Origin of the sequence: Pseudomonas sp. GW531-T4 (assembly GCF_017349615.1) — a bacterium.
Lineage (GTDB): Bacteria > Pseudomonadota > Gammaproteobacteria > Pseudomonadales > Pseudomonadaceae > Aquipseudomonas > Aquipseudomonas chlororaphis_I.
This window is the reverse complement of sequence record NZ_JACMZT010000030.1, coordinates 17513-39837: the sequence shown is the minus strand read 5'-3', so window position 1 is coordinate 39837 and position 22325 is coordinate 17513. Positions and strand designations below refer to the sequence as shown.

The following is a 22325-nucleotide window of genomic DNA, read 5'->3' as shown; positions in this document are numbered from 1 at the left end:
GATCTGTTCAGATTATTGATAAAGGCAGGTCAGGCCGACGTATAAGCCGCATGTCAGATAACTGAAAGGATTCGAACATGAAAAAGTCCATAACTGCTCTGGCCGTATCCGCGACGCTCGCTTTCACCGCAACTGTCGCGAACGCTTCCGTGCATCCGACCACCATCAAGGCTCCCCAGACCGTCAATCAGGTGACAGCTTCTATTGACACGCCTTTCGGAACCCATCAAAAAGCTGGCGAAATCCAGATGGCCAGTCTGGCCAGAAGTTGCTCCGATGAACGATATTCCTGGTGGGAATACAGCGGTTGGGAAATCGTCGGCTGTCTCATCAGCGGCCAGTGGTAATTATTGACGGGCCTGGTGCGTGACTTGCGTGGTGAGCGCGCACCAGAGCCTGTTGCAGGCTCCCCAGGATCAGTCCAGATTGAGTGGCACCCACACACGACTTCGAAGATACAGATCCCCTCACCTCTTCAACCAGCCGAATGCCCGGGCTGATGGATAAGTGCCAAAGCAGGCGATCATTGATGAGGTTCTGCGACACAACATGCCGAACTCTGCTGCTTCAGTCCTATCCCCGGCATAGAGCAACTCTCCGCCATTTTCCAGCAGTAAAGCGAATACAGAGATGTCGGAATCCAGACAAAAAACAGCAAAAATAAAAAAACCTTTTTCATGTCCTACCTTGCATCTATTAATGGTTGAGCCAAGTCTCTCTCGCCAAGCCAATAGCCATGATTGGCGTAGCGCTATCTAGACTTCCCACGCAAACGGATTAAAAACGTAGCCCTTGCCCCAGATAGTCTTGATGCATACCGGGTCCCGGGGGTTGTCATTGAGTTTGCCGCGCAACTTGCTGATGTAGACATCGACACTACGGTTGAACCCATCGAACGGGATCCCGCGAATACGGTTGAGGATGTCGTCGCGAGAAAGAAGCTTGCCCTCCGCACTGGCCAGCACCCACAGCAATTCGAACTCCATGGTGGTCAGGTTGATTTTTTCATCGGCCAGGCTGACCACCCGGCAACCGCGGTCGATCGATAACCGTCCGAACTCCAGGACATCGAGTGTCGTTGAGTTTTGTGCCAGCCGGCGTTGCAAGGCGCGTAGCCGAGCCAGCAACACAGAGGGTTTGAAAGGCTTGATCACATAATCGTCGGCACCGGACTCCAGGCCGAGAACATGGTCCCGGTCATCCCCTTTTGCGGTCAGGATGACGATGGGAGTATCGGACAGGTTGCGAATCTCGCGGCACACTTGCAGCCCACTCTGGCCTGGGAGCATCTGATCAAGCAGCACGACGTTCGGCTTGAACTCGATAAATGCCGCCAGCGCCTGGTCGCCCCGGTGGACCACCCGCACCTCAAAACCATGCCGGAGCAAAAACTCTGCGATCAGCGCCGCCAGCTTCCGATCGTCTTCAACGAGCAAGACATTAACGAGATCTAAGTTGTCCATAAAAACCGGGTAAGAGTCCTGATTAAAATACGGTTGTCCGCCTGGGCTATCGCTTCCATCCAGTGCATGCAGCCCACTACCCTCGGCTACCCGCTCCGAATTCGCGTCATCTGCGGCACCTTGCAGCCGAACCCGCCTTCCCTCTGACAGCGTTTCCGTTACTGCTCGGCATCGGAGCAGGTTTCGTACTCCGAGCCGCCGAAGGTCAGCGGGTGATGAACTCGATAAGCATTAGCCAGGCCTGGGAATCTGGCCTTGTCGACGCCTTTTTCAAATTATAATAACACATGTTGCGTAAAATAAAGCGGCTTGCTAGGATCCAGATCGCCAAGTGGCATTTCCTAGGAGGAAGCTCTCATGCAAGACTCTGTGCGCAAGGCGTTCCTGGAAGACGGGGCCGTCCTGATCAAAGGTTTTCTGAACGTAGAACAGTTGGCCCAGTGCCGGGCCGCCTACGACTGGGCTGTCGAGAATCACGGCCCGCATGCTTTCAGGATGTTCGACGGGACCGAGCAGCAATCGCATGTCGACAATGCCAACCCCAAGGCCAAGGCCCGGCTCGAGGAACTGGTCGCTTCCCTGCCCTTCGGCAAGCTGTTTGCGCAGCTCTGGGGCTCTGAACATGTCTGGTATTTCGCCGAGGAAGTGTTTCTCAAGGCGGGCGGCCGCGGCTCCCGTACGCTCTGGCACCAGGACACCTCCTATCTGCCTTGGGCTGGCCTGCATTGGGGCAATGCCTGGATCAGCTTCGAGTCGGTGCCCAAGCGCAATGCCCTGGAGATCGTCCGCGGCTCGCACAAAGGGCCGCGTTACGACGGCACCACCTTCCTCGATCCGAACGACCCGACCCAGCCCCTGCATGGCGGCAACGCACTGCCTCGGCTTCCCGATGTCGAGGCCCAGCGCAAGCAGGATCCCGACGCTTACGAAATCCTCTCCTGGGCGACCGAGCCTGGAGACATAGTCGTGCTCCATCCCGGCGCGCTGCACGGTGGCGCTCCGGTCGATGAGACCTTCCCGGATCGTCACACCTTTGTCTTCCGCTTCTTCGGCGACGACGCAACCTTCCGCCCGCTGCCGGAACACAGCGCAGCCGGTTATCCGCAGCAAGGCGTGCTCTTCACCCAGGAGCTGGCAGACCTGAAGGCCGGGGATTCCTTTCGCCACACCACGTTCCGGCAAATCGCCTAAGCCTAATAAGGAGATCGTCCATGACCACCCAAGACTTGCGTCGACAGTCCATCAACCCTGGCCATACCCAGGCCATTTACGACAACTTTCACTTCTCCCAGGCGACCCGCGTGGGGAACATGATCTGGGTGTCCGGCCAGGTTGGCGTCGACGCGACCATGACTCCGGCCGAAGGCATCGAGGCACAAACGCACCTGGCGTTCCAGGCCTTGAGCGGCATTCTCGAGGAAGCGGGTGCAAGCCTGGCCGACGTGGTCGAGCTGATGACCTTCCATATCGATCTGCAAGGCGAGATCCATACGTTCGGACAGATCAAGGACAAGTATTTCCCAGATCGTTACCCATCCTGGAGCGCGGTTGGCGTCACGCAACTGGCCCTTCCCGCATTGCGCGTGGAAATACGCGCGGTGGCGGTCATCGGCTGCGGGCAGGATTGATCCGAGGGCGTCGACGCATACAGGCGCCTCAAGATTCCAAGGGGCTGCGAAGTATCTTCGCGCCCTTTCGAGGATGCTTATTGACAGGAACAAGGACCACAACATGGCAACACTGATCGTGAGTTATCCCGCTGCCAAAGGCGGGCGATTCGACCGGGATTACTATCTGGCAACCCACCTGCCACTGGCGCGCGCCGCCTGGAGCGAGTTCGGGCTGCAATCGGCAGAGGTGCTGTTTCCGGCAACCGGGCCAACGCCGCTGGTGGCCATGGTGATACTGCGCTTTCGCGAGCAGGCCGATATCAATGCCGCGCTGTCCTCGCCCGGGACTGCCAGGGTGATTGGCGATGTCGCCAACTTCACCGATATCACCCCGACGATCTTCCGCGCGGATGACGAATAGTCGGCGGACTCAAGCCCTGGCCGCTGCGCTGCTTTCCCATGTGCTTTCTGCGAGCAAATTCCCTATGCTGCTCCACAGCCAGAAGGCACCATTTTCAAACCGATGGTGCTCCAGATAATCGAGCCAGCGAAGTTGCCCATTTCCCATGCATGATTCTCACCTCTCTCCACCCAAGCCTGCCGTACGGCGCGGGCGCCCTGTCGGCAACCGCGACGAGAAAAGAACCGAGTTGCTGAAAGCGGCGATCGCCGTGATCGCCCAGGAAGGCTACGCTGGCGCTTCGATGCGCAAAGTGGCGCAGCATGCCGGATGCACCACGGGTGCGGTGACCTACTACTTCGCCAACAAGGAAGAGATGGTCACGGCTGTCGCCCAGAGCCTGTTCGACCAGATCGACACGTTGCTGGAAGGCAGCCAGGAACAGGTCGACATCAAGTCACTCATCGAACAATGGCTGAACTGGATGCGCGTCGATGAACCAAATGGCTGGCTCGCCTGGTTCCAATTGCTGGCCCATGCCAGGCACGAACCAGCGTTCGCGAGCATCATCAAGCAACGCTACGCACTGTTCCGCCAGGTACTCACGTCGATGCTGGAGAAGGGACAGAAACAAGGCAAGATCCGCAGCGACATCGAAGCGGATCTGCTCGCCGATCAGATCAGCGCCATGAGCGACGGCTGGATGATGATGTTGCCGATCGAGCCCGAAAGGTTCACCCCCGCCAGAAGCCAGGCCCTGCTCGATGCGGTCATCACCCTGATCTCACCGGCGGCGCCATCGAACGGCAAGAGTCCCCGGAAGCAATGAGGCCGTAGCGTTGCCGGAATCGGTAACGGAGCTTCTTCAGAACCAGCACAAGGCCGGCACGCTTCCGGCCTTCATGCTTTGCGCCGCGAAATAGCGCTGCCATCCAGGTCGTTGCGGCCCCCTCCTCCCCCCTGCTCCATCACGCCTACTCAGGCAAGGCTTCAATAGCTCGACGCCCCTTGCCCTGTCCCTGATTCGCGGCGGTTTTCCCTTTGCCCGGATCAGATTATGCGTTATTTTGCATAACACCTGTTTTTAAAAATAAAACTCAGATCTGGCAGGGACAAACATGCATTCGACCGACAATGAATCATCCCTTCAATCACCGCAGCGGCGCTTGCTGCTGCAAGCGCTTGGCAGCGCGGCAGTGGTTGGAGGGCTCGCGCTGAGCACGCGTGCCGCGGCGCAGGCGCTACAAGACAATCGCGACGGCATATTGGACGTAGCGATCATCGGTGGCGGCCTGGCGGGCCTGACTTCGGCACGGGACCTGCTCAGCGCCGGCTGCGAGTCTTTCGCCGTGCTTGAGGCCCGCGATCGCGTGGGCGGACGTACCTACAACCATGACCTCGGCCATGGCGTGGTCTCTGAAGCGGGCGGCCAGTGGATCGGGCCAGGACAAACAGCCATCGCCGACCTGGCACGCCAGCTTGAGGTCGGCACCTTCCCCACCTATTACCAAGGCAAAACCGTCTATCTGCTGGATGACACCAAGGTGGAAGAAGACGTGACCGACGGCCCGAACTCCAACACCGAGCTGGTCGGCAAGCTGAACGAGCTGGCCAGGGGCGTCCCCAGCAAAGCACCCTGGAAGGCAGCGGATGCCGCCGCCCTCGACAAACTTTCGGTTGGCGAGTGGCTGGTCAGGCAAGGCATCAGCAACCAGGACCAGATCGGATTCAACATGTCCGTGAGCCTGACCTTCGGCACCACCCCAGCCGGCATGGGACTGTTGCACTACCTGTCGATGATCAACTCTTCCGATTGCAGCCTGGAGAAACTCGAGGGGATAAAGGGCGGCGCCCAGGAGACACGTTTTGTTGGCGGCTCCCAGGTACTCAGCCTCAAGATGGCGCAGGCCCTGGGGGACAAGCTCAAGCTGTCTTGCCCGGTGCGCAAGATCGTCGGTTGGGACCGCGACGTCGTCGAACTGCATACGGACCGCGGCATCATCCGCGCCCGGCAGGTCATTGCGGCAGTCAACCCGGCCCTGTGCAACCAGATCACCTTCGACCCGCCCCTCCCCACCGGGCGTGCGCAGCTGCAGCGACTCTGGCCGGCCCACGCGCCCATGCGCAAGACCGTGCATGTCTATGAACGCCCCTTCTGGAGAGACAAGGGCCTGAACGGCCAGATCATCCAGGTCGAAGGGCCGCTGATCCTGGCCTATGACAATTCGCCCCCGGATGGCAGCCTCGGGGTCCTCAGCGGGTTCGTCAGGACCGGGCAACTGCCCCATGATCCGCAAGCCGCGCAGAGCACCTTGTCGGCCATCTATGCCCAGGCCCTGGGGGACGAAGCCTTGCACCCTGTCCAGTTCCACGACCAGGACTGGGGCAAGGTCGACCCCTGGACCCTCACCTGTATCTCGCCAATGCCGCCCGGGTTCTGGACGCAATGGGGCGAGTACCTGAACCCCGCGACCGGTCGCTTGATCTGGTCCGGCACTGAAACCGCGGATCTCTGGGCCGGCTCGATGGACGGCGCGGTCCGTGCCGGCCACCGGGCGGCGCTGGAAGCGCTCCAGGCCCTGGTCCAAGACCGGAGGAGCGCCTGATGAAACGAGCAATAGTGATCGGGACGGTGGTGGTGGCCACGGCGCTGGCTGGGGCTGGTGCGCTCTACGGCCCGGAGCTGGTGGCCGGCTACCGCTTCATGAATACCCTCGACGAGCACAACGCCAGGTACCTGGCCAACGGCGGCGCCTGGCCGCAGCTTCAGGACACCTGCGCCCTGTGCCATGGCGCGAGGGGCCAGCCGGCAAACACCCGATATGCCTCCCTGGCTGGACAATCCGTAGCCTACATCGAGGCGCAGTTGCAGGCCTTCGCGCAAGGGCGTCGGCACAGTGCGCAAATGAGCCCGCTTGCGGCGAATCTGACGCAAGAGCAGATCAAGTTCCTGGCGGATTATTTCTCCCGGCAGACAGCCGGCCAGACCGAGGCCCCGGCAAGCGACCAGGCCCTCGAGCAACGCGGAAAGGCCAAGGTTGCCACCACTGGCTGCGTCGCCTGTCATGGTGAAAACCTCTCGGGCGGCCCGTTGGCGCCGCGGATCGCCGGCCAGGGGCCGCTCTACCTGACGGATCAGCTCACCGCCTTCAAACAGGGCCAGCGCAAGGACCCCACCCAGGCCATGAACGCCCTGGCCAGTACGTTATCGGAAGACGACATCAAGGCAGTGGCCCACTACCTGGGCACCCTGGCACCCGCACCAGGCGCCAAGTAGTCCGCTGTGGGTGAGCGTGGGCAAGGATGCTCACCTCTCCTTGCCTTCCTCCCTGCCTTCCCTCCTCGACCTCCGCCCTGCCCTGACGTTCCTGCGGGCACAAAACATCATGGATATCCGCGTCCGACGTTGCCCCGAGGTCAGGCTCAGGTGGCTGCATGCGGACAGACGCGACCAGCTTCACATCCAGCATGCTCGCGCCCCACGTGCCGCGGTGGGTCTGTCACACCGCGGCAGGTGGGGCGCGAGCAGGCCCGTTCTTGAAAAAACGACTCGTCAGCGTGGCTGCAGGAGCGGCATCGATTCCTTGGTGCGCTCCAGGGCGCCATAGGCGTAGTACATCAGGACCAACAGACAGGCCCAGCTAAGCAACGCCAGCACATAGAAGTTGAACAGCACGTTGGTCTCGTCCCCCGGGATCTTGTAGAAATCGTAGATGCAGGCAATCGTCTGCGCCGCCAGCATGCCGAGGAACAGGCCCAGCGCCAGGATGTGTTCCCCGGCACTCAGCAGACGCAGGACCAGGTAAACGAGGTAGAGGGAGAAGACAGTCCACATGACGACGTAGAAATACGCCAGGAACCCGCCCAGGGCATTGGCAGAGAGGACAAGAGCAAGGGTGACCAGCATACCGCCCGCGAACAGCATGACATCCTTGAAGACCGACGGTTTGTAATCATGGGTGACCGCCATGAAGCCAATGATGGTAATGACTGGAATTCCGACGCCCCTGGAAAACGCATCACAGAAATACGAAAACAAATAAGCCGTTTCCGATCCCAATGAAAAGTACAGCAAAGCATTGGTCGCCGAGAACGCAACGACCAGCCATTCCAGGCCAAGCAGATAGTTACGCTTGCGCAGGAGCTTGAGCCCATAAACCAGTCCCGCCGAAACCAATATGAAACAAGCGGCGCATATAACAATATTCCTGAGTTCCATGACACATACTCTCAATGTTTTTATTGATGTTCGATTCGTTGTTTTATTGCGCAGACAAACTTGTGAGATAGCTGGCAATGGCCTTGCGCTCGTCTGCTGACAAGGTCGCGGCAATGGCCCCCATTGCCCCGGTCAGGTCCTTTCGCCGGCCGTCGGCGAAGGCATCGAGCTGCACCCGGAGGTAGTCGGACCCTTGCCCGGCAAGACGCGGGAACTGTTCGCGGCCCATCAGGCGCTCGCCATGGCAGGCCACGCAGCCGCCTGCGGCGACCAGTTTCTGCCCCTTGTCCCGCAGGCCCGGGTCGGGCTGAAAGGACGAGTCGCGGCTCAAAGGCTGTTTGGCGTAGTAGTTGGCCAGTCGGTCGATGTCCTCCCGGCTCAGGGTCATCGCCAGCGGCGCCATGTTCGGGTTGATCCGCTGCCCGCTGGCGAAGTTGTGCAACTGCGCCGCCAGGTATGGGGCCGGCTGCCCCGCGAGGCTGGGGTAGCGCTGATGTTGCGAGCTGCCTTTGGTTCCATGGCAACCGGTACAGACGTCGGTCAGTTGCGGCCATGGGCCTCCGTCGGCCTCGTAGGCCTCGGTCGAGGCGCTGATGTAGTTCTGCAAACGATAGAGGTCGAGCAAATCCCGGCCATACAGGCCCAGCAGGACGGCAACGACTGCGATAATCCCCAGCACAATCTTTCTTTTCATCTTCGCCTCCTACGCCCGACGCAGGGCATTGAGCACCTGCAAGGCACTCTGATGGCCCGAGCGCACGGCCCCGTCCATGTAGCCCGCCCAGATATCGGCGGTCTCCGTACCCGACCAGAAGAGATTGCCGCAGGGAGGACGCAGGGCCTCGCCATGGGTACTCCAGAAACCAGGTGGAATGGGGGAAACGCAGGTGAGTGTCCAGGGGTCGGCTTGCCCCCAGTCATGCTCGTGATACGACACCGGCTTCAATGCCTCGTCGCCCAGTGCCCTGGCGTAAATCTGGGCCAGCACGCGCTGTGCTTCCTTCAGGTCGGAGGACACCATGGCGTTGGTGACGAAGGCATTGATCACGCCGATTTCGCCCCCCGGCGGGGAGTTGTCGTAAGCCCAGATGACGGGGCCACCCGCCTGGATGACATGCCCGTTCAAGCCTTTTTCCCGCCAGAACGGACGGGAATAGACCATGGACGTCTTGCGCGCCGGGGAGTGGGCGGGCCAGGCACGTTGCAGCGCCGCGCGCTCTTCGGGTAGCGGCGGATCGAACCGGAGCTGATGGCACAATGCGGGGTGGATGGCCATGATCACCCGGCGAGCACGGATCTCCCCCTGGTCCGTTTGCAACCGGACGACTTCGCGGTCCCAGTCGGAAACCTGCCGGACCGGGCACGACAAGCGCAGCCGGTCACCCAGTTGCTGCGCCATCTTGATGCAGAGAATCTGCGAACCACCGACAAGCCGGGTGCCCTGGGCGCTGTCCTTGATCGAGTCGAGCTGCATGTACTCACAGTTGGCCGAGTTGATCATCGACAGGAAATGCAGGAACCCCATCTTCGCCGGCGCCACGCCGCAGGTCAGGAGGAAGCTGGCATTCCACCCAGCCCGATCCTCGGGCTTGATGGCCTGCCTGGACAGCCAATCGCCTGCAGAAAGCTTGTCCAGCTCGGCCACCTTCGAAGACTTCCAGGGCGCGCCGCAAGGCACGTCGCGTGACAGTTCGCTGAGCTTCGCCGCGAGCGTCTCATCGGTGCCGAAGGTGCCCTTCAGGTCGATCTCGACCCGCCCGTCGCCGCCAAGAATGACCGTGCTGCCCTCGTAATAGGTGGGGAAGGTACCCACCTCCAGTTCCCGGGCAAGGTCCGCCACGGCGGTCTGTCCAGGCCCGATCCACTGGCCGCCGGCTTCGGACACATAACCCGAGCCCAGGTCGTGATTGAGGGTTCGGCCCCCTACCCGATCCCTGGCCTCGAGGACCACGAATGAGCGGCAACCTGCCTGTTGCAGGTCGCGGGCGGCGGTCAGGCCGGCCAGCCCGGCGCCGATGATGACGACGTCCAGAACATCTCCCCTGTCAGTGGCGGAGTCTGTTTTTCCTGGCCCTTCAGCGGCATTTGCCAGCCCCGCTTTCAGACCGAGGCTTCCTACCGCTGCCGAGGCGCCGGCAAACTTGAGCAGTTGCCTTCGTCTTAAATCGAGCGGAGTGTCAGGGGTGGGCTTCTTGTTCATACAGGGTGCCTCACGTGTTTTTTATTAAAGTAACCACTCATTGATGAGTGTCATTTCGGCAATAGAAGAGTGACAGCGGCGTTGTACCCGACAGCAACTTTCAGTTCGCCAGAACACAACGGGCGAAGTCATCAAGTTTAAAAACCAGGGTGCGCAGCCAAGTGCATCAAGTTGTTGTTATATGTCCAGCCATCTGTCGAATCTTGAACATCGACAAGTCTGTTAGTTACTGATTGGAAACACGGCGTGCTTTGCGATTGACGTGCTCGTCCATCCTGTGCACCAGGCCCAGCGCCAGGTTGACGGCGCACCACTGCAACGGCTCGGGCAGCGTCGAGGGGGTCTTGTGGCGCAGGGCCGCGAGCAACGGATGCTCGATGCCGCCAATTCGCTCGGCCAGCAGGTGGCCCATGAGTGATTGGGTGGCGACGCCATGCCCGGAGCACCCGGCGGTGTAGAGAATATTGCCCTGCTCTCCCGTTTCACCGACTACCGGCAGTGCGTCGTAGGCAAGGCTGATGTAGCCACTCCAGCATGACTGGATACCCAGGCCGCGCAAGGTCGGGAAGCGGTCTTCGAGTGCTGTTGCCAGTTCGTGATAAGCAACGTTGTCCGGCACATTCGGTGTCTGGGATCCATACACATAGCTGAGTCGCTTGGTCGTGACAACCAGCGTATTGCGAGCGGTCAGACGATGACTTTCCATGGTCCAGTGAGGCGTCACCAGACCTTCGCGGCCTGGCCAGCCCAACGAGGCCAGCTGCGCGGGGGACAGCGGCTGGGTCTCGATCGCCGACACCCGCAACGGCACCACCTTGTCGCGCAGCAGGCCAAGCTGCGGTGTATAGGCATTGGTGGCGAGCACCAGATGCGGGGCGCTGGCACTGCCCCGCGCGGTGTTGCACTGGATGATCGGGCCTTCGCTGTAGGACAGCAGCTCAGTGTTCTCATAAATCTTCACTCCGGCCTGAAGCGCCGCGCGACGCAGTCCCATCACGTACTTGCCGGGGTCCAGCGTACCGCCGTGTCGCTGCAGGCAGCCAAAGAGAAACGCCGGGGGTATGCCACGAGCGCGCATCTCGGCCTGGTCGAGGAAGCACGCGGACGAGCCCAGCTCGAGACCGATCTGCATGCTCTCGCGCAACTTCTTTTCCTGTGAGGGATGAACCGCCGCCCGAATGATCCCGGAGGCGTTGTAGTCGCAGTCGATACCGAGTTCGCGCAGCCTTCTTTCCACGTAGGCAACGCCCTCGTCATAGAAGGCGACGACTTTCTTCGCCTTCTCATGACCTACGCGCTTGAGGAACATCTCGAATTCGATCCCCAGGCTACCGGCGAGATAACCCGCATTACGGCCACTGGCGCCAAAACCGGCGCACTCTCGCTCGAGAACGATCACCCTGGCGCCAAGGGCGGTAAGCTCTAGCGCGGTGGACAGGCCGGCGAAGCCGGCGCCGACCACGATGACGTCGGCGCTGACATTACCCTCCAGTTCCGGTTGCAGATCGTCCGGTCGCTCCATCCACCCGCCGAGACTGCGAAACTGCCCCGGGCCAGAGGTGGCCTTGATTTCATCGCCCCGACGGGTCGTGGACATGGACTGTTCTCCTATCGACTCAAGATGTGAATGGCGACGGCAGCTTCCTCGACACCCAGAAGCCCGCCACCGTTTTCCTGGATTGCATGACGCGCGCCCTCGACCTGACGCGCACCCGCCTCGCCCCGCAACTGGGTAGTCAGCTCATACAACTGGCCGATGCCCGTGGCGCCCAGTGGGTGGCCCTTGGATTCCAGCCCGCCAGAGGGATTGATCGGGATCCGCCCGCCCACGGTGAAGTCACCGCGCTCGGCGCACACACCACCCTGCCCCAGGGGCGCCAGTCCAAGGTTTTCCGACTGGATGATCTCGCCCATCGCCGAGGCGTCATGCACCTCGGCGACGTGCATGTCCTGCGGCCCCAGGCCGGCGATCTCATAGGCCTGGCGGGCGGCAAGGAGGCTGACATGCTTCTCCGGCTCGCTCAGGTCTCGCAGGGTGAAGCTGCGGATCACGCTGGCGGCGATCCGCACGCAGCGCTTGGGATCGGCACCGATGCGCTTGAGGCCCGCCTCCGTGCAGAGGATGGCGGCCGCCGCGCCGTCGGACAGCGGCGCGCACATCGGCAAGGTGATCGGATACGTGATGGGCGGCGCGGCCAGCACCTCCTCGATGCTGAAGGTCTTGCGGAACTGGGAATAAGGGTTGTGTACCGAATGCTGGTGGTTCTTGGCGCACACCGCTGCGATCTGCCGCTGGGTGGTGCCGTAGGTCTTCATGTGCCAACGGCACATGGCCGCATAGATGGCCATGAACTTGCTGTATGGACGATCGGACTCCGACCCGGCCGGGGGGACGATGCCCTCCCCCATTTTCACCAGGATCTCGTAGTTCTCCTCGGCGGTGGAAACGTCCCAGCCCGTCTCGAACAGTGACAGGGCCTTGAGCTTGTCCGCCACGTTCATCTTTTCGACGCCCAGCGCCAGCGCCACATCGGTGGCGCCGGCGCGCAGGCTCTGCACCGCCAGGTGCACCGCGGTACTGCCAGAAGCGCAGGCGTTCTCGACGTTATAGACCGGCACCCCTTCGATGCCGATCTTGCTGCATACCACCTGCCCCGGGATGGAAAACTGGCCTTGCAACGGGCCGTTGGTGATGCCGGCGTAGAAAACGGCGCCGATGTCCGAACGCTGTGCGTTGGCATCCGCCAGCGCGCCCTGCAGAGCTTCCAGGGCCAGGTTCTGCAGGCTGCGTTCCGGATGCCGCCCGAACTGGGTCATGGCGATGCCGGCAATATAAATGGGTTCCATCAGATAACTCCTCGACTTCAGATCTGACGATCGACGCTTTGCCAGTAATGGGCACGCAGATCCTTCTTCAATACCTTGCCGACCGGACTCCGTGGCAGGGCATCGATGAAATCCACGCTCTTGGGAGCCTTGACCGAACCAAGCCTGGCCTTGCACAGGCTGATCAGTTCTTCGGCACTGACGCTTTGGCCGGAACTCAACTCGACCACCGCCTTGACGCTCTCGCCCCAGGTTGCGTCCGGCACGCCGATCACCGCGCAGTCCTGCACCGCCGGGTGGGCCCAGAGCACCTGCTCGACCTCGCTCGGATAGACGTTGAAGCCACCCGAGATGATCATGTCCTTCTTGCGATCGGTGATGTGCAGGTAGCCATTGGCGTCGAGGTGGCCGATATCGCCGGTGTGCAGCCAGCCATCGATGATGGTTTCGGCGGTCTTTTCCGGGGCCTTGTAGTACCCCTTCATCACCAGGTCGCCGCGCACGCAGATCTCGCCGGTTTCGCCCTGGGCCAGGATATTGCCCGCGTCGTCGATGATCTCGACCCGGATCAGCGGATTGGGACGCCCCACCGAAGACAGCCGCTCGTCCGACGCCAGCTGGCCGCCATGCAGGTGCTCGCTCGGCGGCAGGTTGGAAATCGATGCCGGCGCTTCGGTCTGGCCGTAGCCACCCGCCATCACCGGGCCGAAGGTCTCGATCGCTTGCTTGAGCTTCTCCACCGACATCGGCGCCGCGCCGTAGAGGAAGTATTTCAGCGAGCTGAAATCGACCTTCTGCGCCAGATCGGGCACATCCAGCAGGCGATAGATGACCGTGGGCGGCAGGAAGGTCTCGGTGACCTTGTACTTGGGAATCATCGCCAGCATCAGCGCCGGATCCGGCTTGGTGATCACCACCACGGTGCCGCCCCGCGCGGAACACGGCAGGGACAGCGTGCCGGCGGTATGGGTCATCGGCGCCGCCGCCAGGTTGACGGGACGATGCTCGTCTTCATAAGGGAAGTTGATCATGAAGTGGGCACAGAACGTCTGCACGCTCCGATGGGTGTTCATCACCCCCTTCGGCATCCCCGTGGTTCCCCCCGTGGGCGAGATCGCCACCACGTCGTCCATGTCATAGTCGACCTGGGGCACGCTGCTCGGCTGGGCATCGCTCCAGGCCGAAAGAGAAGTCGCGCCGGGCAGGTCGCCGTCGAGGCAGATCCACAACCTGATCTTCGGCAGGCTCGCGCGCAGCGAGTCGATGACCGCGGCAAACTCCTTCTGGAAGAACAACACCTCACAGTCGAACGCATCGAGCACGTAGCGGTTCTCTTCGGCGCTGTTGCGCGCGCCGACGGGAATCCAGCACAGGTTGGCGCGCCAGAGTCCCAGCGTGCAGGTCCAGCCCACCACATCGTTGGTTGACCAGATCGCCCCCTTGGTGCCCTTGGGCAAACCCTCGGCCAACAGGGCGTTGGCGATACGGCATGACCGATCGCGGACTTCGGTGAACGTGAACACCCGATCGTCCTGGATATAAGCCGCGCCCTGCGGATTGATCCGCCAGCCACGGTCGAAGAAATCAATAATCGCCATGTCTGTCACTTCAGAGTTGGGTGATGGTTGCGCGGGCCAGGCCACGCTGCTCGAGGAAACCCAGCAGGTAGCGATGGCCGAAAGCCTTCGAGGCCGAGGCAAAACCGACCTTGGCGGTGTCGTTGTCCAGCAGCTTGGTCACTGCCGCGGCATGCAGGGCGCCGGTGGCGATGTAGGGGGTGATGCCGTGCACGGTGGCACGCACCGCCGTCAACTGACCGCGGCCGATGGCGAAGTCCACGGTGCGCTGCAAGGTGCCGCGTTCACGAGGGGGCATGCTCGGCGTTGTCGAACTCACCAGGCTCTGGATGACGGCGTCCTGTTGTTCCTTGGGCAAGTGTTTGTATTCAGCGTCCCACTTCTCGTTCAGTCCATGGACGACTTTCATCACCGGGTTGTCGTAGAAACCGACACAGGACATGCAGCTGCGAACGCGTGCGTCGCGCTCGAAGTACACGGGCAGCGAAGTGCCGCCCCAGGGCAGGCAGAACACCGACTCCATGAGGTCGGGCGAAACGACATTGAAGCTGGCATTGGGGGCGTACATGACCAGCTCTTTCTCCCACAGGTAAAAGGAGTCATGGCGGCAGCCCTCGAAAATCGTGGCGGTCGATCCCACGGTGACACCGGCACCACGGCCACGAGGCCCGCGGGTCAGGGTCGCGGTTTCCAGGGAGTCGACCCCCGGGGTTTCCAGCGCCAGTTCGGCGGCAATTTCAGCGAAGGTGTACATATAGGCAAGAGAGGGAGAAAGCAGCAGCCCGGCCTGACGGAATTTTTCGCCGAACTGATCGCGCAGGGCAAGGATATGCTGCTGCTCGCCGGCCGGATCCAGGTAGTGGCAGCCGGCATTCAACGCCGCCTCGACGGCCGTCAACCCAAAATTGACGAATGGGCCGACCGTGTTGCAGACCACGCGCGCGCCCTTGAACACGGCGCTCAGAGCCTGGACTTCGTGCGGGCACTCGAGGATTTCGTAAGTGGCCGACTCCAGTCCGACGACACGTTGCGCCATCATTTCCTGGGCACGGCTGGCGTTACGTGCGACCGCGGTAAACGGAATGTTCTGGTCGATCAACCAGTCCATCATCAACATGCCGGTGTAACCACTGGCGCCATAGACAACGACAGGATATTTAGCCATTGGAGTGTTCCTCATTGTTGTTATTGGATGAGTGTTGCCGGGGGATCCTTCAGGATCAGTTGTTCGCCCAGCCTTCGGCGTAGAGCTGTTGGGCCAGCAGCCCCAGGCGCATGGTCAGGACACGGTTCTCGCCGTCCTCGATCAGCGCGGACTGTGTATCGCGCAACAATTTCTCGATCGGGTATTCACGGGTGGTGCCGTTACCGCCGAACAGGCGGAAGGCTTCCTCGACCACGGCCATCGCTTCTTCGGTCACCGTGACTTTGGCGGAGGCAGTGGCGTAAGGATGGGTCTGCGGTGACAGGCGCGCGAAGCTCAGCGAACGCCGGGCGACTGCGCGGGCGATTTCGACCCGGCGCAGCATTTCGCCGAGGCGCAGGCGGGTCATCTGGTGGTCGATCAACATCCGCCCGCCCTGCCGGCGCTCGTGGCAGTACTGCAGCGCATATTCGAAGGCCGCCCGGGCGACGCCGGTGAACACCTGGCTCATGTGCGTACCGGCATAGGACCAGGAGGAGCTGACGGCACCGTAATAAGCATCGCGCTCGGCGATGGCGTAGCGCCGGGGCACCCGTACGCTGTCGAAATAGATCTCGCCCTGGGGCAGAGAGCGCTGACCGATCTTGTCCAGCGGCTTACCCTTGGACACGCCTTTGAGATCCAGCGGGATGATGACGGCAATGCCATGGGGCAAGCCGTCACGGTCGTAGAAACCATCCCCGTAATCGGCGCACATCAAGCCGAAAGCCACCTGCGCCACCGCACCGTTGGAGACCCAGGCCGAACTCTGGCCGTTGATGATGATCTCGTCGCCGACCACCTTGGCGGTCAGGTTGCCGATATTGGCCTGCTGCCCCGCGGGCCAGTCGCGCGCTATATCGAAGAGTTGGTTGTCACTGCCGCGATCGGGCTGGGTGGCCATCCAGCAGCCGATCCGCCCCTGGCAAAGCTCTATCAGTTCGGTATTACCGGCGGCGACGGCCATCTGCAGCGGAAAGCCGGCGCAGCCGAGAGAAACCGCCAGGCCGGCATCGCCCCAGCCGAGTTCTTCGCCGATCAGCGACTCGATCCGCACCGCCATCTCCGGCGGCAGCTCCGCCAGCAGTGCCGGGTCGAGTCCCAGCTTGGCGAACTCGCCGAACAACGAATAGTAAGGCGAGCCTGGGGCGACGACTTCCTCGGAACTCATGCGATCGAGCTCGCGACCCAGCGGCCGCAAGACGTCCTTGGCAAAACGATGCACGGAAGCCTGGATCGCAGCTTCTTCCTCGCTCAGCGGGGTTTCGAAACCGGACAGCCCGGCAGCGGGCAAGGTCAGGGTGGGCTTGAGCGAGATCATCAGAGCACCTCCAGCGAGAACGTGTTGCGAGCCGCCGCGCGACGCGCGCCGGGACGATCGAAGCCGAGCGATCCGCCGGGAAGTGCTCCCGAGCGCGATCCAGTGATGCGAGCTTTCATGTGCAACCTCCTGCGTCTTGTTATTTGAGATCGACTCTAACAAGGTGATTTATTTAACGCAACATGTGTTACGTAAATTAATCGCGGGTGCATGAACGGGCAATCTACAAGCGCGAAATGTCCGCGAAAGCAGACCGGAAAAAGAGCCTGGGCCCTCGTCGACACAGGCAGAAAAGCCCTACCTGGCAAGGCTTAAAAAGAAGGGGCCACGCCTGGAGTGGAGTACTGCACGGGCCCCTTAAAGGATGAAGATCAGGACCTGGCTCGACGCCTGAAGCGCCGCGCCGGTCCACTTGGAACAGGTACCGCGGACTCACTCACTCGGGTGTATCGTCCCCTCCTCCTGGCCTTGCATGGACACCACACCCCGTCGCGAAAACAGGATGGGCGAGCCGTTGCCGTTCAACAGCGCAGCCGTCAGCGAAACACCCTCGGCACTCTGCTGTTCCTGGAAGTTCAGCCCGCCGTCGCTGCTGCTCACCATCAGCCCATCAAGGCCGACCACGACGACCTGCTGCCCCGCTACCGCGATGCCGGTTACCGAGCTCTTGCTCTTCAGGGGTACGCGTTTCCAGCTCAGTCCGTCCGCGGAGCCATGCAACAGCGTGCCCCGCTGGCCGCCGACCAGCAGCGACCCATCGGCCAGCACCGCTCCCGTCCAGAGGGTGCCGGCATAACCGCTATCCAGGTAGCGCCAGTGCTTGCCCTGGTCATCGGAGCGCAGCACCTGGCCGCGCTCGGCGGTGGCGTACAGGCGCCCCTGGTGGTCGGCGAAAAGCCCCATCAGGTTCAGATCGGCGCGACTCGCTCCAGGCGGTGCCTGCAGCTTCTGCTCACTCCAGTTGAGGCCGCCGTCGTCGGTGGTCAGCACCTGCGACCACAGGCCCACGGCGACGCCCTGCCTGGGATTGAAGAAATGCACGGCAAACAACGGCCGATCCTCGGCGCTGGACAGCCGCTGCAGCTGCCAGCTGTCACCGCCGTCGGTGCTGGCGAGGATCGCGCCCCAGTGGCCGACCGCCCATCCCTGCCTGGCGTCGATGAACGAGACACCGGTCAGGGGCGTGGACAGCGGCACGGCCGCCGCCTGATGAAAGCTGTGGCCCTTGTCGTCGGACAGCAACACCGTGCCATGGTCGCCAACGGCGACCAGGCGTTCCTGGGCCCAGCTGGCACCCAGCATGGTGGCCGCCGTGGCGTTGGCTGTCCGGGTCGCCGGTACTGGCTGTACCGGTGCGGCTTGCACTGTGGCCAGCGGTAGCGCGCTGGCGAACAGGGTCGCCATGAGGCAAATCAGGTTTCGCATAGTGCTCTCCTCAGTGCGCCAGGGCGCCGATCATGCGCACGGGGCGCCGGCGCGGAAATACCCGCTCGAGCCAGACGGCGAACGCTGGCAGCACGGTCATGGCCATGACCATGTTGACCAGGAACATGAAGGCCAGCAGCTTGCCCATGTCGGCCTGGAACTTGAGGTCGGAAAACGCCCAGGTCGCCACCCCCACTGCCAGGGTGATCGCAGTGAAGATGGTCGCTACCCCGACCTCCAGCAACGCATGCTCGACCGCCTTGGTGATCGGCTGGCCGAGGGCCTGGTGCAGTTGCAGGCGGTTGTAGATGTAGAAGGCGTAATCCACGCCGATGCCGACGGCCAATACCATCACCGGCAAGGTCGCGATGGTCAGGCCGATCTGCAGCTCCTTCATGAACCAGTAGCCGATGAAGGTGCCCAGGGTCAGGGGCAGGCAGCACACCAGGACCGCACGCCAGTCGCGGTAGACGACAAACACCAGCAGAGCGATGGCGCCATAGACGTACAGCATCATCGGCAGCTCGCTGCGCTCCACTTCCTCGTTGATCGCGGCAATCACCCCGGCGTTGCCGGACGCCAGGCGCACGCTCACGCCAGGCTGCTTGAACTCGGCACGGAACGCTTTGGCGGCGGCGATCACCCGGTGGATGGTCGTGGCCTTGTGGTCCGCCAGGAACAGGTGCACGGCGGTCATGCTGCAATCGGGGCGCATCATCCCGGGGACACGGGCCACCTCGGCCGCCATCGATGAGTAGTTCGCCGGGTCGATGGGCACCGCGTTCATTTTCGGATTGCCCTCGTTATAGCCCTCGTTGAACTGGCGCATGCTGTTGGAGAACGAGGTCACTGACAGCACCCCGGGCACGCCCTGCATGGCCCAGACAAAACGATCCTGATATTGGCCCAGGGCAACGTCTTCGCAGGCGTCCGCCGGGCTTGCGCCGGACGTGTCGGGAACGACCTCGAAGACCACGCTGAGCCAGTCCAGGCCGATGTCGTAGTTGCTGGCGATGGCCACCGCGTCGCGATTGAAGCGGGCTTCCTCGCGTAACTCCGGGGCCCCGGCCTGCAGGGAGCCGACGACCCGGTCATGGCTCTGCCAGGCCGCCGTGAGAAAGATCAGCAAGGCCATGCCCAACACCCAGCGCACGTTGTGCCATTCGGCCAGTCGGGCAAAGCCTCGCAACCAGCGGGCCCGGCGCTGGCGGGAAAGCTCCTCGGCGGCGGCATAACCGCCGTCGACCCGCAACATCGAGGCCACCACCGGCAGCATCACCAGGTTGGTGATGATCTTGTAGGCCACCCCAAGCGACGCAGTGATCGCCAGCTCGCGGACCATCGGGATCGGGATGAGCAGCAGGGTCACGAAGGACACGAACGCCGTCACCAGGGCCAGCGTGCCAGGGATCAGCAAACCGCGGAAGCTGGCACGCGCCGCGCTCTCGATGGACTTGCCGCAGGCGATTTCGCGGACGATGAAGTTGATCTGCTGCACGCCATGGGACACGCCGATGGCGAATACCAGGAACGGCACCAGCACCGCCAGCGGGTCAAGACCGTAACCGAGCAGGCGCAGGCTGCCGAATTGCCAGACCAGCGACACCAGCGAACAGCCCAGGGCCAACAGGGTGAAGCGCAGCGAGTGGCAGTACCAGTAGACCGCGAGCGCCGTCAGCAGCAGAGCCAGCAGACAGAACTCCAGTACCGCCGAAGCCCCGTCGGCGATATCGCCGATTTGCTTGGCGAAGCCGATGATCTGGATGTCGAAGTCGCCGTCCTCGAATTTCTCGCGGATCTGCTGCTCCAGCACCCGGTTGTAGGCCACATAGTCAAGATGCTCGCCGTTGGCATCGAACTCATTGAGGTCGACGGTGATCATCGCGCTGCTCTGGTCACGGGCGACCAGGGTACCGATGAAGCCGCCCTGGGCCGCTGAGTCGGCGATCATCGCAATGCTCACCTCATCGAGGTTTTCCGGGGTAACCGTGCCCGGCACCAGCGGATCGGCACGGAAACCTTCTTCGGTGATCTCGTTGACGAAGGCATTGGGTGTCCACAACGAGCGCACGCTGCTGCGCGAGACATTGGGCAGGAAGATCAGCGCCTGGGTGACGTCGTACAGGCGCTTGAGTCCCTCCTTGCTCCAGATCGTGCCCTGGCGTGCCTTGACCACCACCGTCAGGCGGTTGGCCCCCAGCAGGTCGTTGCGATAGGCCTCGAAGGTTTCGATGTATTCGTGACCGATCGGCAGCTGTTTTTCGAAGCCGGCCTCCATGCGCAACTGCACGGCGAACCAGGCCATGGCCAGGGTGAAGACACCCAGGCTCACCAGCGTCAGCAGACGATGGGTAAACAACCACTGCTCGATGCGTGGCAGCACGCCACGCACCTTTTTCTCCGACATCTTTACGGAACTGTTCACTGCACGCCTCACAGGGTTCGGGAAACCACAAGACCGACGTAGTCGCGGTCACGCAACAGTTGGTCGTAGGGAGTCTTGCCCCCCGAGAACTTCGCGTAGTTGAAGGAAACCTGCCAACTCGCCGGGTTGCGCACAAAGTTGAGGTACAGGTTCATGCTGCTGGCATCCTCGGTGAAGGTCGCCGACAGGTTGGGCGTGCGGCCCTTGAGCGACTGCGAATAGAACACCCCCGGCGTGACCTGCCAGCCCGGGATCAGCGTGTTGTCGTAGGTCAGGCTGAAGTCGAGGCTTATCCCCGAAGAGGTCTTGTTGCCCTTGGCCGTCGGCGCCGTGGCCGGATCCAGCTGCCAGGTGTTCAAGCCGGCGGAGATCGGTTCGCCGTTGTAGTTGTCATGCAAGCCCGGGTATTTGACGACGACCAATTCGGTCAGCAGCGTGCCGGTGCTGGCGCCGGTGAAGTCGAGCAGTCTCGGCGAGTTGGACGGGGTCAGGCTGTAGATACCGGTCAGGTGCCACTGGAACTTCTTCTCATCCTTCCAGCATTTGCCACCGTTGCTGGTGCAGGCATCGATCACCGGGTTGAGCGGTACCGCATCCTTGGGGCGGTACGACAGCTCGGTGCCCACGGCCCAGTCGCCGATCGGCATGTTGGCGCTGATGCCATAGAGCATGCGGTCTTCCGGGTACTCCCACTTCTGCGCCAGGGCGAAGGTGTCCGGGTCCAGCACCTGCATGGTCAGGGACGGCAGCTTGTCGTGATAACGCATCACATAGAGGCCGAGGTTCAGGTCGCTGTCCTGGGGCTGCCAGCGCAGCGAGATACCCCACTGGCCGCTGTCGCGGGCGTCCTTTTCGTCGTACCCATAAGCCCCCCTGCCCTCGCCCAGCGCATGGGTGGTGGACCAGTAGCTGCCCACGGGCGGCATCTCGCTCTTGTTCCAGCCGAACTGCCAGTAAGCCTCGATGTTGACGCCAGCCCCCAGGCCCGAAGCGAGGCTCAGCATCGGCGCTGGCAACAAGGCTTCCTTGAGCTGGGTGCCCGGCCGCGACAGGGCCATGACATCGTAGGAGTTGGTGTTGTTGATGCCGCCGGCGGCAAACAGGCTCTCGCCCCAGTTGATCACCTGGTTGCCGAGCCTGGCCCGGACGTGCTGCTCGCCGACATCGAAACTCTTGCTCACCCACAGGTCCAGCAGGCGGGCCTTGAACTTGAGATCGTCGCGGGCGCTGCTGGTGAGGCCGTCGCTGCCCACGCTCTCCGGGCTGGTGGCCGACAACGCACCGCTGGTGTCGGTCGCGGCGAAGTCACGGATCCAGCTGCCGCGCGCCATGAAGGTGTAGTCCTCGGGGAACTTCAGCAGCAGCTCATGGGTGCCCTTGAGGTAGTTGGTGAACAGGTCGCCCTTGTCGTAGTTCATGTTGCCCTGGTCGCCGATGCCCGCGCTGGGCGACAGGCAGCCGCTGGGCGGATGGTGTCCGCTGGCGCCACTGGTGATCAGGTTGCAGCCTGGGGACTCGGTACGCAGGCCCATGCCCATGGCGATGGTGGAGTCGAACGAGCCCCGGATGTTTTCGGTTTCAAACGTGAACCCCATCGCCAGAGGGGTTGCACACGCAATGACAAGACCTGAGGCTTTGGTAATTATTCTTTTCATGTCAGTTCTCGATAGGCCGCG

At 62.2% G+C, this 22325-nt stretch carries 19 protein-coding genes; 7 read left to right on the top strand and 12 right to left on the bottom strand.

What is annotated here, in order from left to right; all coding sequences use genetic code 11:
- The first annotated feature begins 77 nt into the window (after positions 1-77).
- Positions 78-347 carry a hypothetical protein gene (locus J4D28_RS21660; RefSeq protein ID WP_028683992.1) on the top strand — a complete coding sequence of 90 codons (270 nt, stop codon included), beginning with the start codon at positions 78-80 and terminating at the stop codon, positions 345-347.
- Positions 348-755: 408 nt separating this feature from the next.
- Here J4D28_RS21660 and J4D28_RS21655 read toward each other — a convergent pair whose 3' ends face one another.
- On the bottom strand, positions 756-1463 hold the full coding sequence (locus tag J4D28_RS21655; protein ID WP_063430776.1) for a response regulator: 708 nt from the start codon (positions 1461-1463) through the stop codon (positions 756-758).
- 357 nt (positions 1464-1820) lie between these two features.
- Here J4D28_RS21655 and J4D28_RS21650 point away from each other — a divergent pair, with 357 nt between their 5' ends.
- From J4D28_RS21650 to J4D28_RS21625, 6 genes are all read left to right on the top strand, one after another.
- Positions 1821-2654, top strand: coding sequence for a phytanoyl-CoA dioxygenase family protein (locus J4D28_RS21650; RefSeq protein ID WP_009049060.1), 834 nt, complete (start codon positions 1821-1823; stop codon positions 2652-2654).
- A 20-nt stretch (positions 2655-2674) separates the two neighbouring features.
- On the top strand, positions 2675-3091 hold the full coding sequence (locus tag J4D28_RS21645) for a RidA family protein (protein ID WP_063430772.1): 417 nt from the start codon (positions 2675-2677) through the stop codon (positions 3089-3091).
- 103 nt (positions 3092-3194) lie between these two features.
- Positions 3195-3494 carry an EthD family reductase gene (locus J4D28_RS21640; RefSeq protein ID WP_009049058.1) on the top strand — a complete coding sequence of 100 codons (300 nt, stop codon included), beginning with the start codon at positions 3195-3197 and terminating at the stop codon, positions 3492-3494.
- 145 nt (positions 3495-3639) lie between these two features.
- Positions 3640-4302, top strand: coding sequence for a TetR/AcrR family transcriptional regulator (locus J4D28_RS21635; protein WP_009049057.1), 663 nt, complete (start codon positions 3640-3642; stop codon positions 4300-4302).
- Between the two features lie 289 nt (positions 4303-4591).
- On the top strand, positions 4592-6079 hold the full coding sequence (locus tag J4D28_RS21630; protein WP_009049056.1) for an FAD-dependent oxidoreductase: 1488 nt from the start codon (positions 4592-4594) through the stop codon (positions 6077-6079).
- Positions 6079-6750, top strand: a complete 672-nt coding sequence (locus J4D28_RS21625; RefSeq protein WP_103331578.1) for a c-type cytochrome — start codon at positions 6079-6081, stop codon at positions 6748-6750. The genes J4D28_RS21630 and J4D28_RS21625 overlap by 1 nt, the downstream gene beginning before the upstream one ends.
- A 276-nt stretch (positions 6751-7026) precedes the next feature.
- On the opposite strand, the gene J4D28_RS21620 is transcribed toward J4D28_RS21625, so the two are convergent.
- The 11 genes from J4D28_RS21620 to J4D28_RS21570 form a co-directional block, all read right to left on the bottom strand.
- Positions 7027-7692: a hypothetical protein gene (locus J4D28_RS21620; RefSeq protein WP_009049054.1), complete on the bottom strand. Its 666-nt coding sequence runs from the start codon at positions 7690-7692 to the stop codon at positions 7027-7029.
- 43 nt (positions 7693-7735) lie between these two features.
- Positions 7736-8386: a c-type cytochrome gene (locus J4D28_RS21615; RefSeq protein WP_016703011.1), complete on the bottom strand. Its 651-nt coding sequence runs from the start codon at positions 8384-8386 to the stop codon at positions 7736-7738.
- Between the two features lie 9 nt (positions 8387-8395).
- Complete coding sequence (locus tag J4D28_RS21610) at positions 8396-9892, bottom strand: FAD-dependent oxidoreductase (RefSeq protein WP_103331577.1); 1497 nt, start codon at positions 9890-9892, stop codon at positions 8396-8398.
- A gap of 226 nt (positions 9893-10118) precedes the next feature.
- Positions 10119-11489 carry an FAD-binding oxidoreductase gene (locus J4D28_RS21605; protein ID WP_028683986.1) on the bottom strand — a complete coding sequence of 457 codons (1371 nt, stop codon included), beginning with the start codon at positions 11487-11489 and terminating at the stop codon, positions 10119-10121.
- A gap of 11 nt (positions 11490-11500) precedes the next feature.
- The gene (locus tag J4D28_RS21600) at positions 11501-12739 is read right to left on the bottom strand and encodes a thiolase family protein (protein ID WP_009049050.1); all 1239 of its coding nucleotides are present in this window, start codon (positions 12737-12739) and stop codon (positions 11501-11503) included.
- Positions 12740-12756: 17 nt separating this feature from the next.
- Positions 12757-14316, bottom strand: coding sequence for an AMP-binding protein (locus J4D28_RS21595; protein WP_038579021.1), 1560 nt, complete (start codon positions 14314-14316; stop codon positions 12757-12759).
- A gap of 10 nt (positions 14317-14326) precedes the next feature.
- Positions 14327-15460 (bottom strand): trans-acting enoyl reductase family protein, encoded by a 1134-nt coding sequence (locus J4D28_RS21590; RefSeq protein ID WP_009049048.1) that lies wholly within the window; start codon positions 15458-15460, stop codon positions 14327-14329.
- Positions 15461-15515: 55 nt separating this feature from the next.
- A complete protein-coding gene (locus J4D28_RS21585; protein ID WP_009049047.1) occupies positions 15516-16799 on the bottom strand; it encodes an acyl-CoA dehydrogenase family protein in 1284 nt (427 codons plus the stop codon).
- A gap of 432 nt (positions 16800-17231) precedes the next feature.
- On the bottom strand, positions 17232-18224 hold the full coding sequence (locus tag J4D28_RS21580; RefSeq protein WP_009049046.1) for a YCF48-related protein: 993 nt from the start codon (positions 18222-18224) through the stop codon (positions 17232-17234).
- A 10-nt stretch (positions 18225-18234) separates the two neighbouring features.
- A complete protein-coding gene (locus J4D28_RS21575; protein WP_009049045.1) occupies positions 18235-20649 on the bottom strand; it encodes an RND family transporter in 2415 nt (804 codons plus the stop codon).
- 8 nt (positions 20650-20657) lie between these two features.
- Entirely contained in the window at positions 20658-22304 is a 1647-nt protein-coding gene (locus J4D28_RS21570; protein WP_306674802.1) for a DUF1302 domain-containing protein, read from the bottom strand.
- Between the last annotated feature and the right edge of the window lie 21 nt (positions 22305-22325).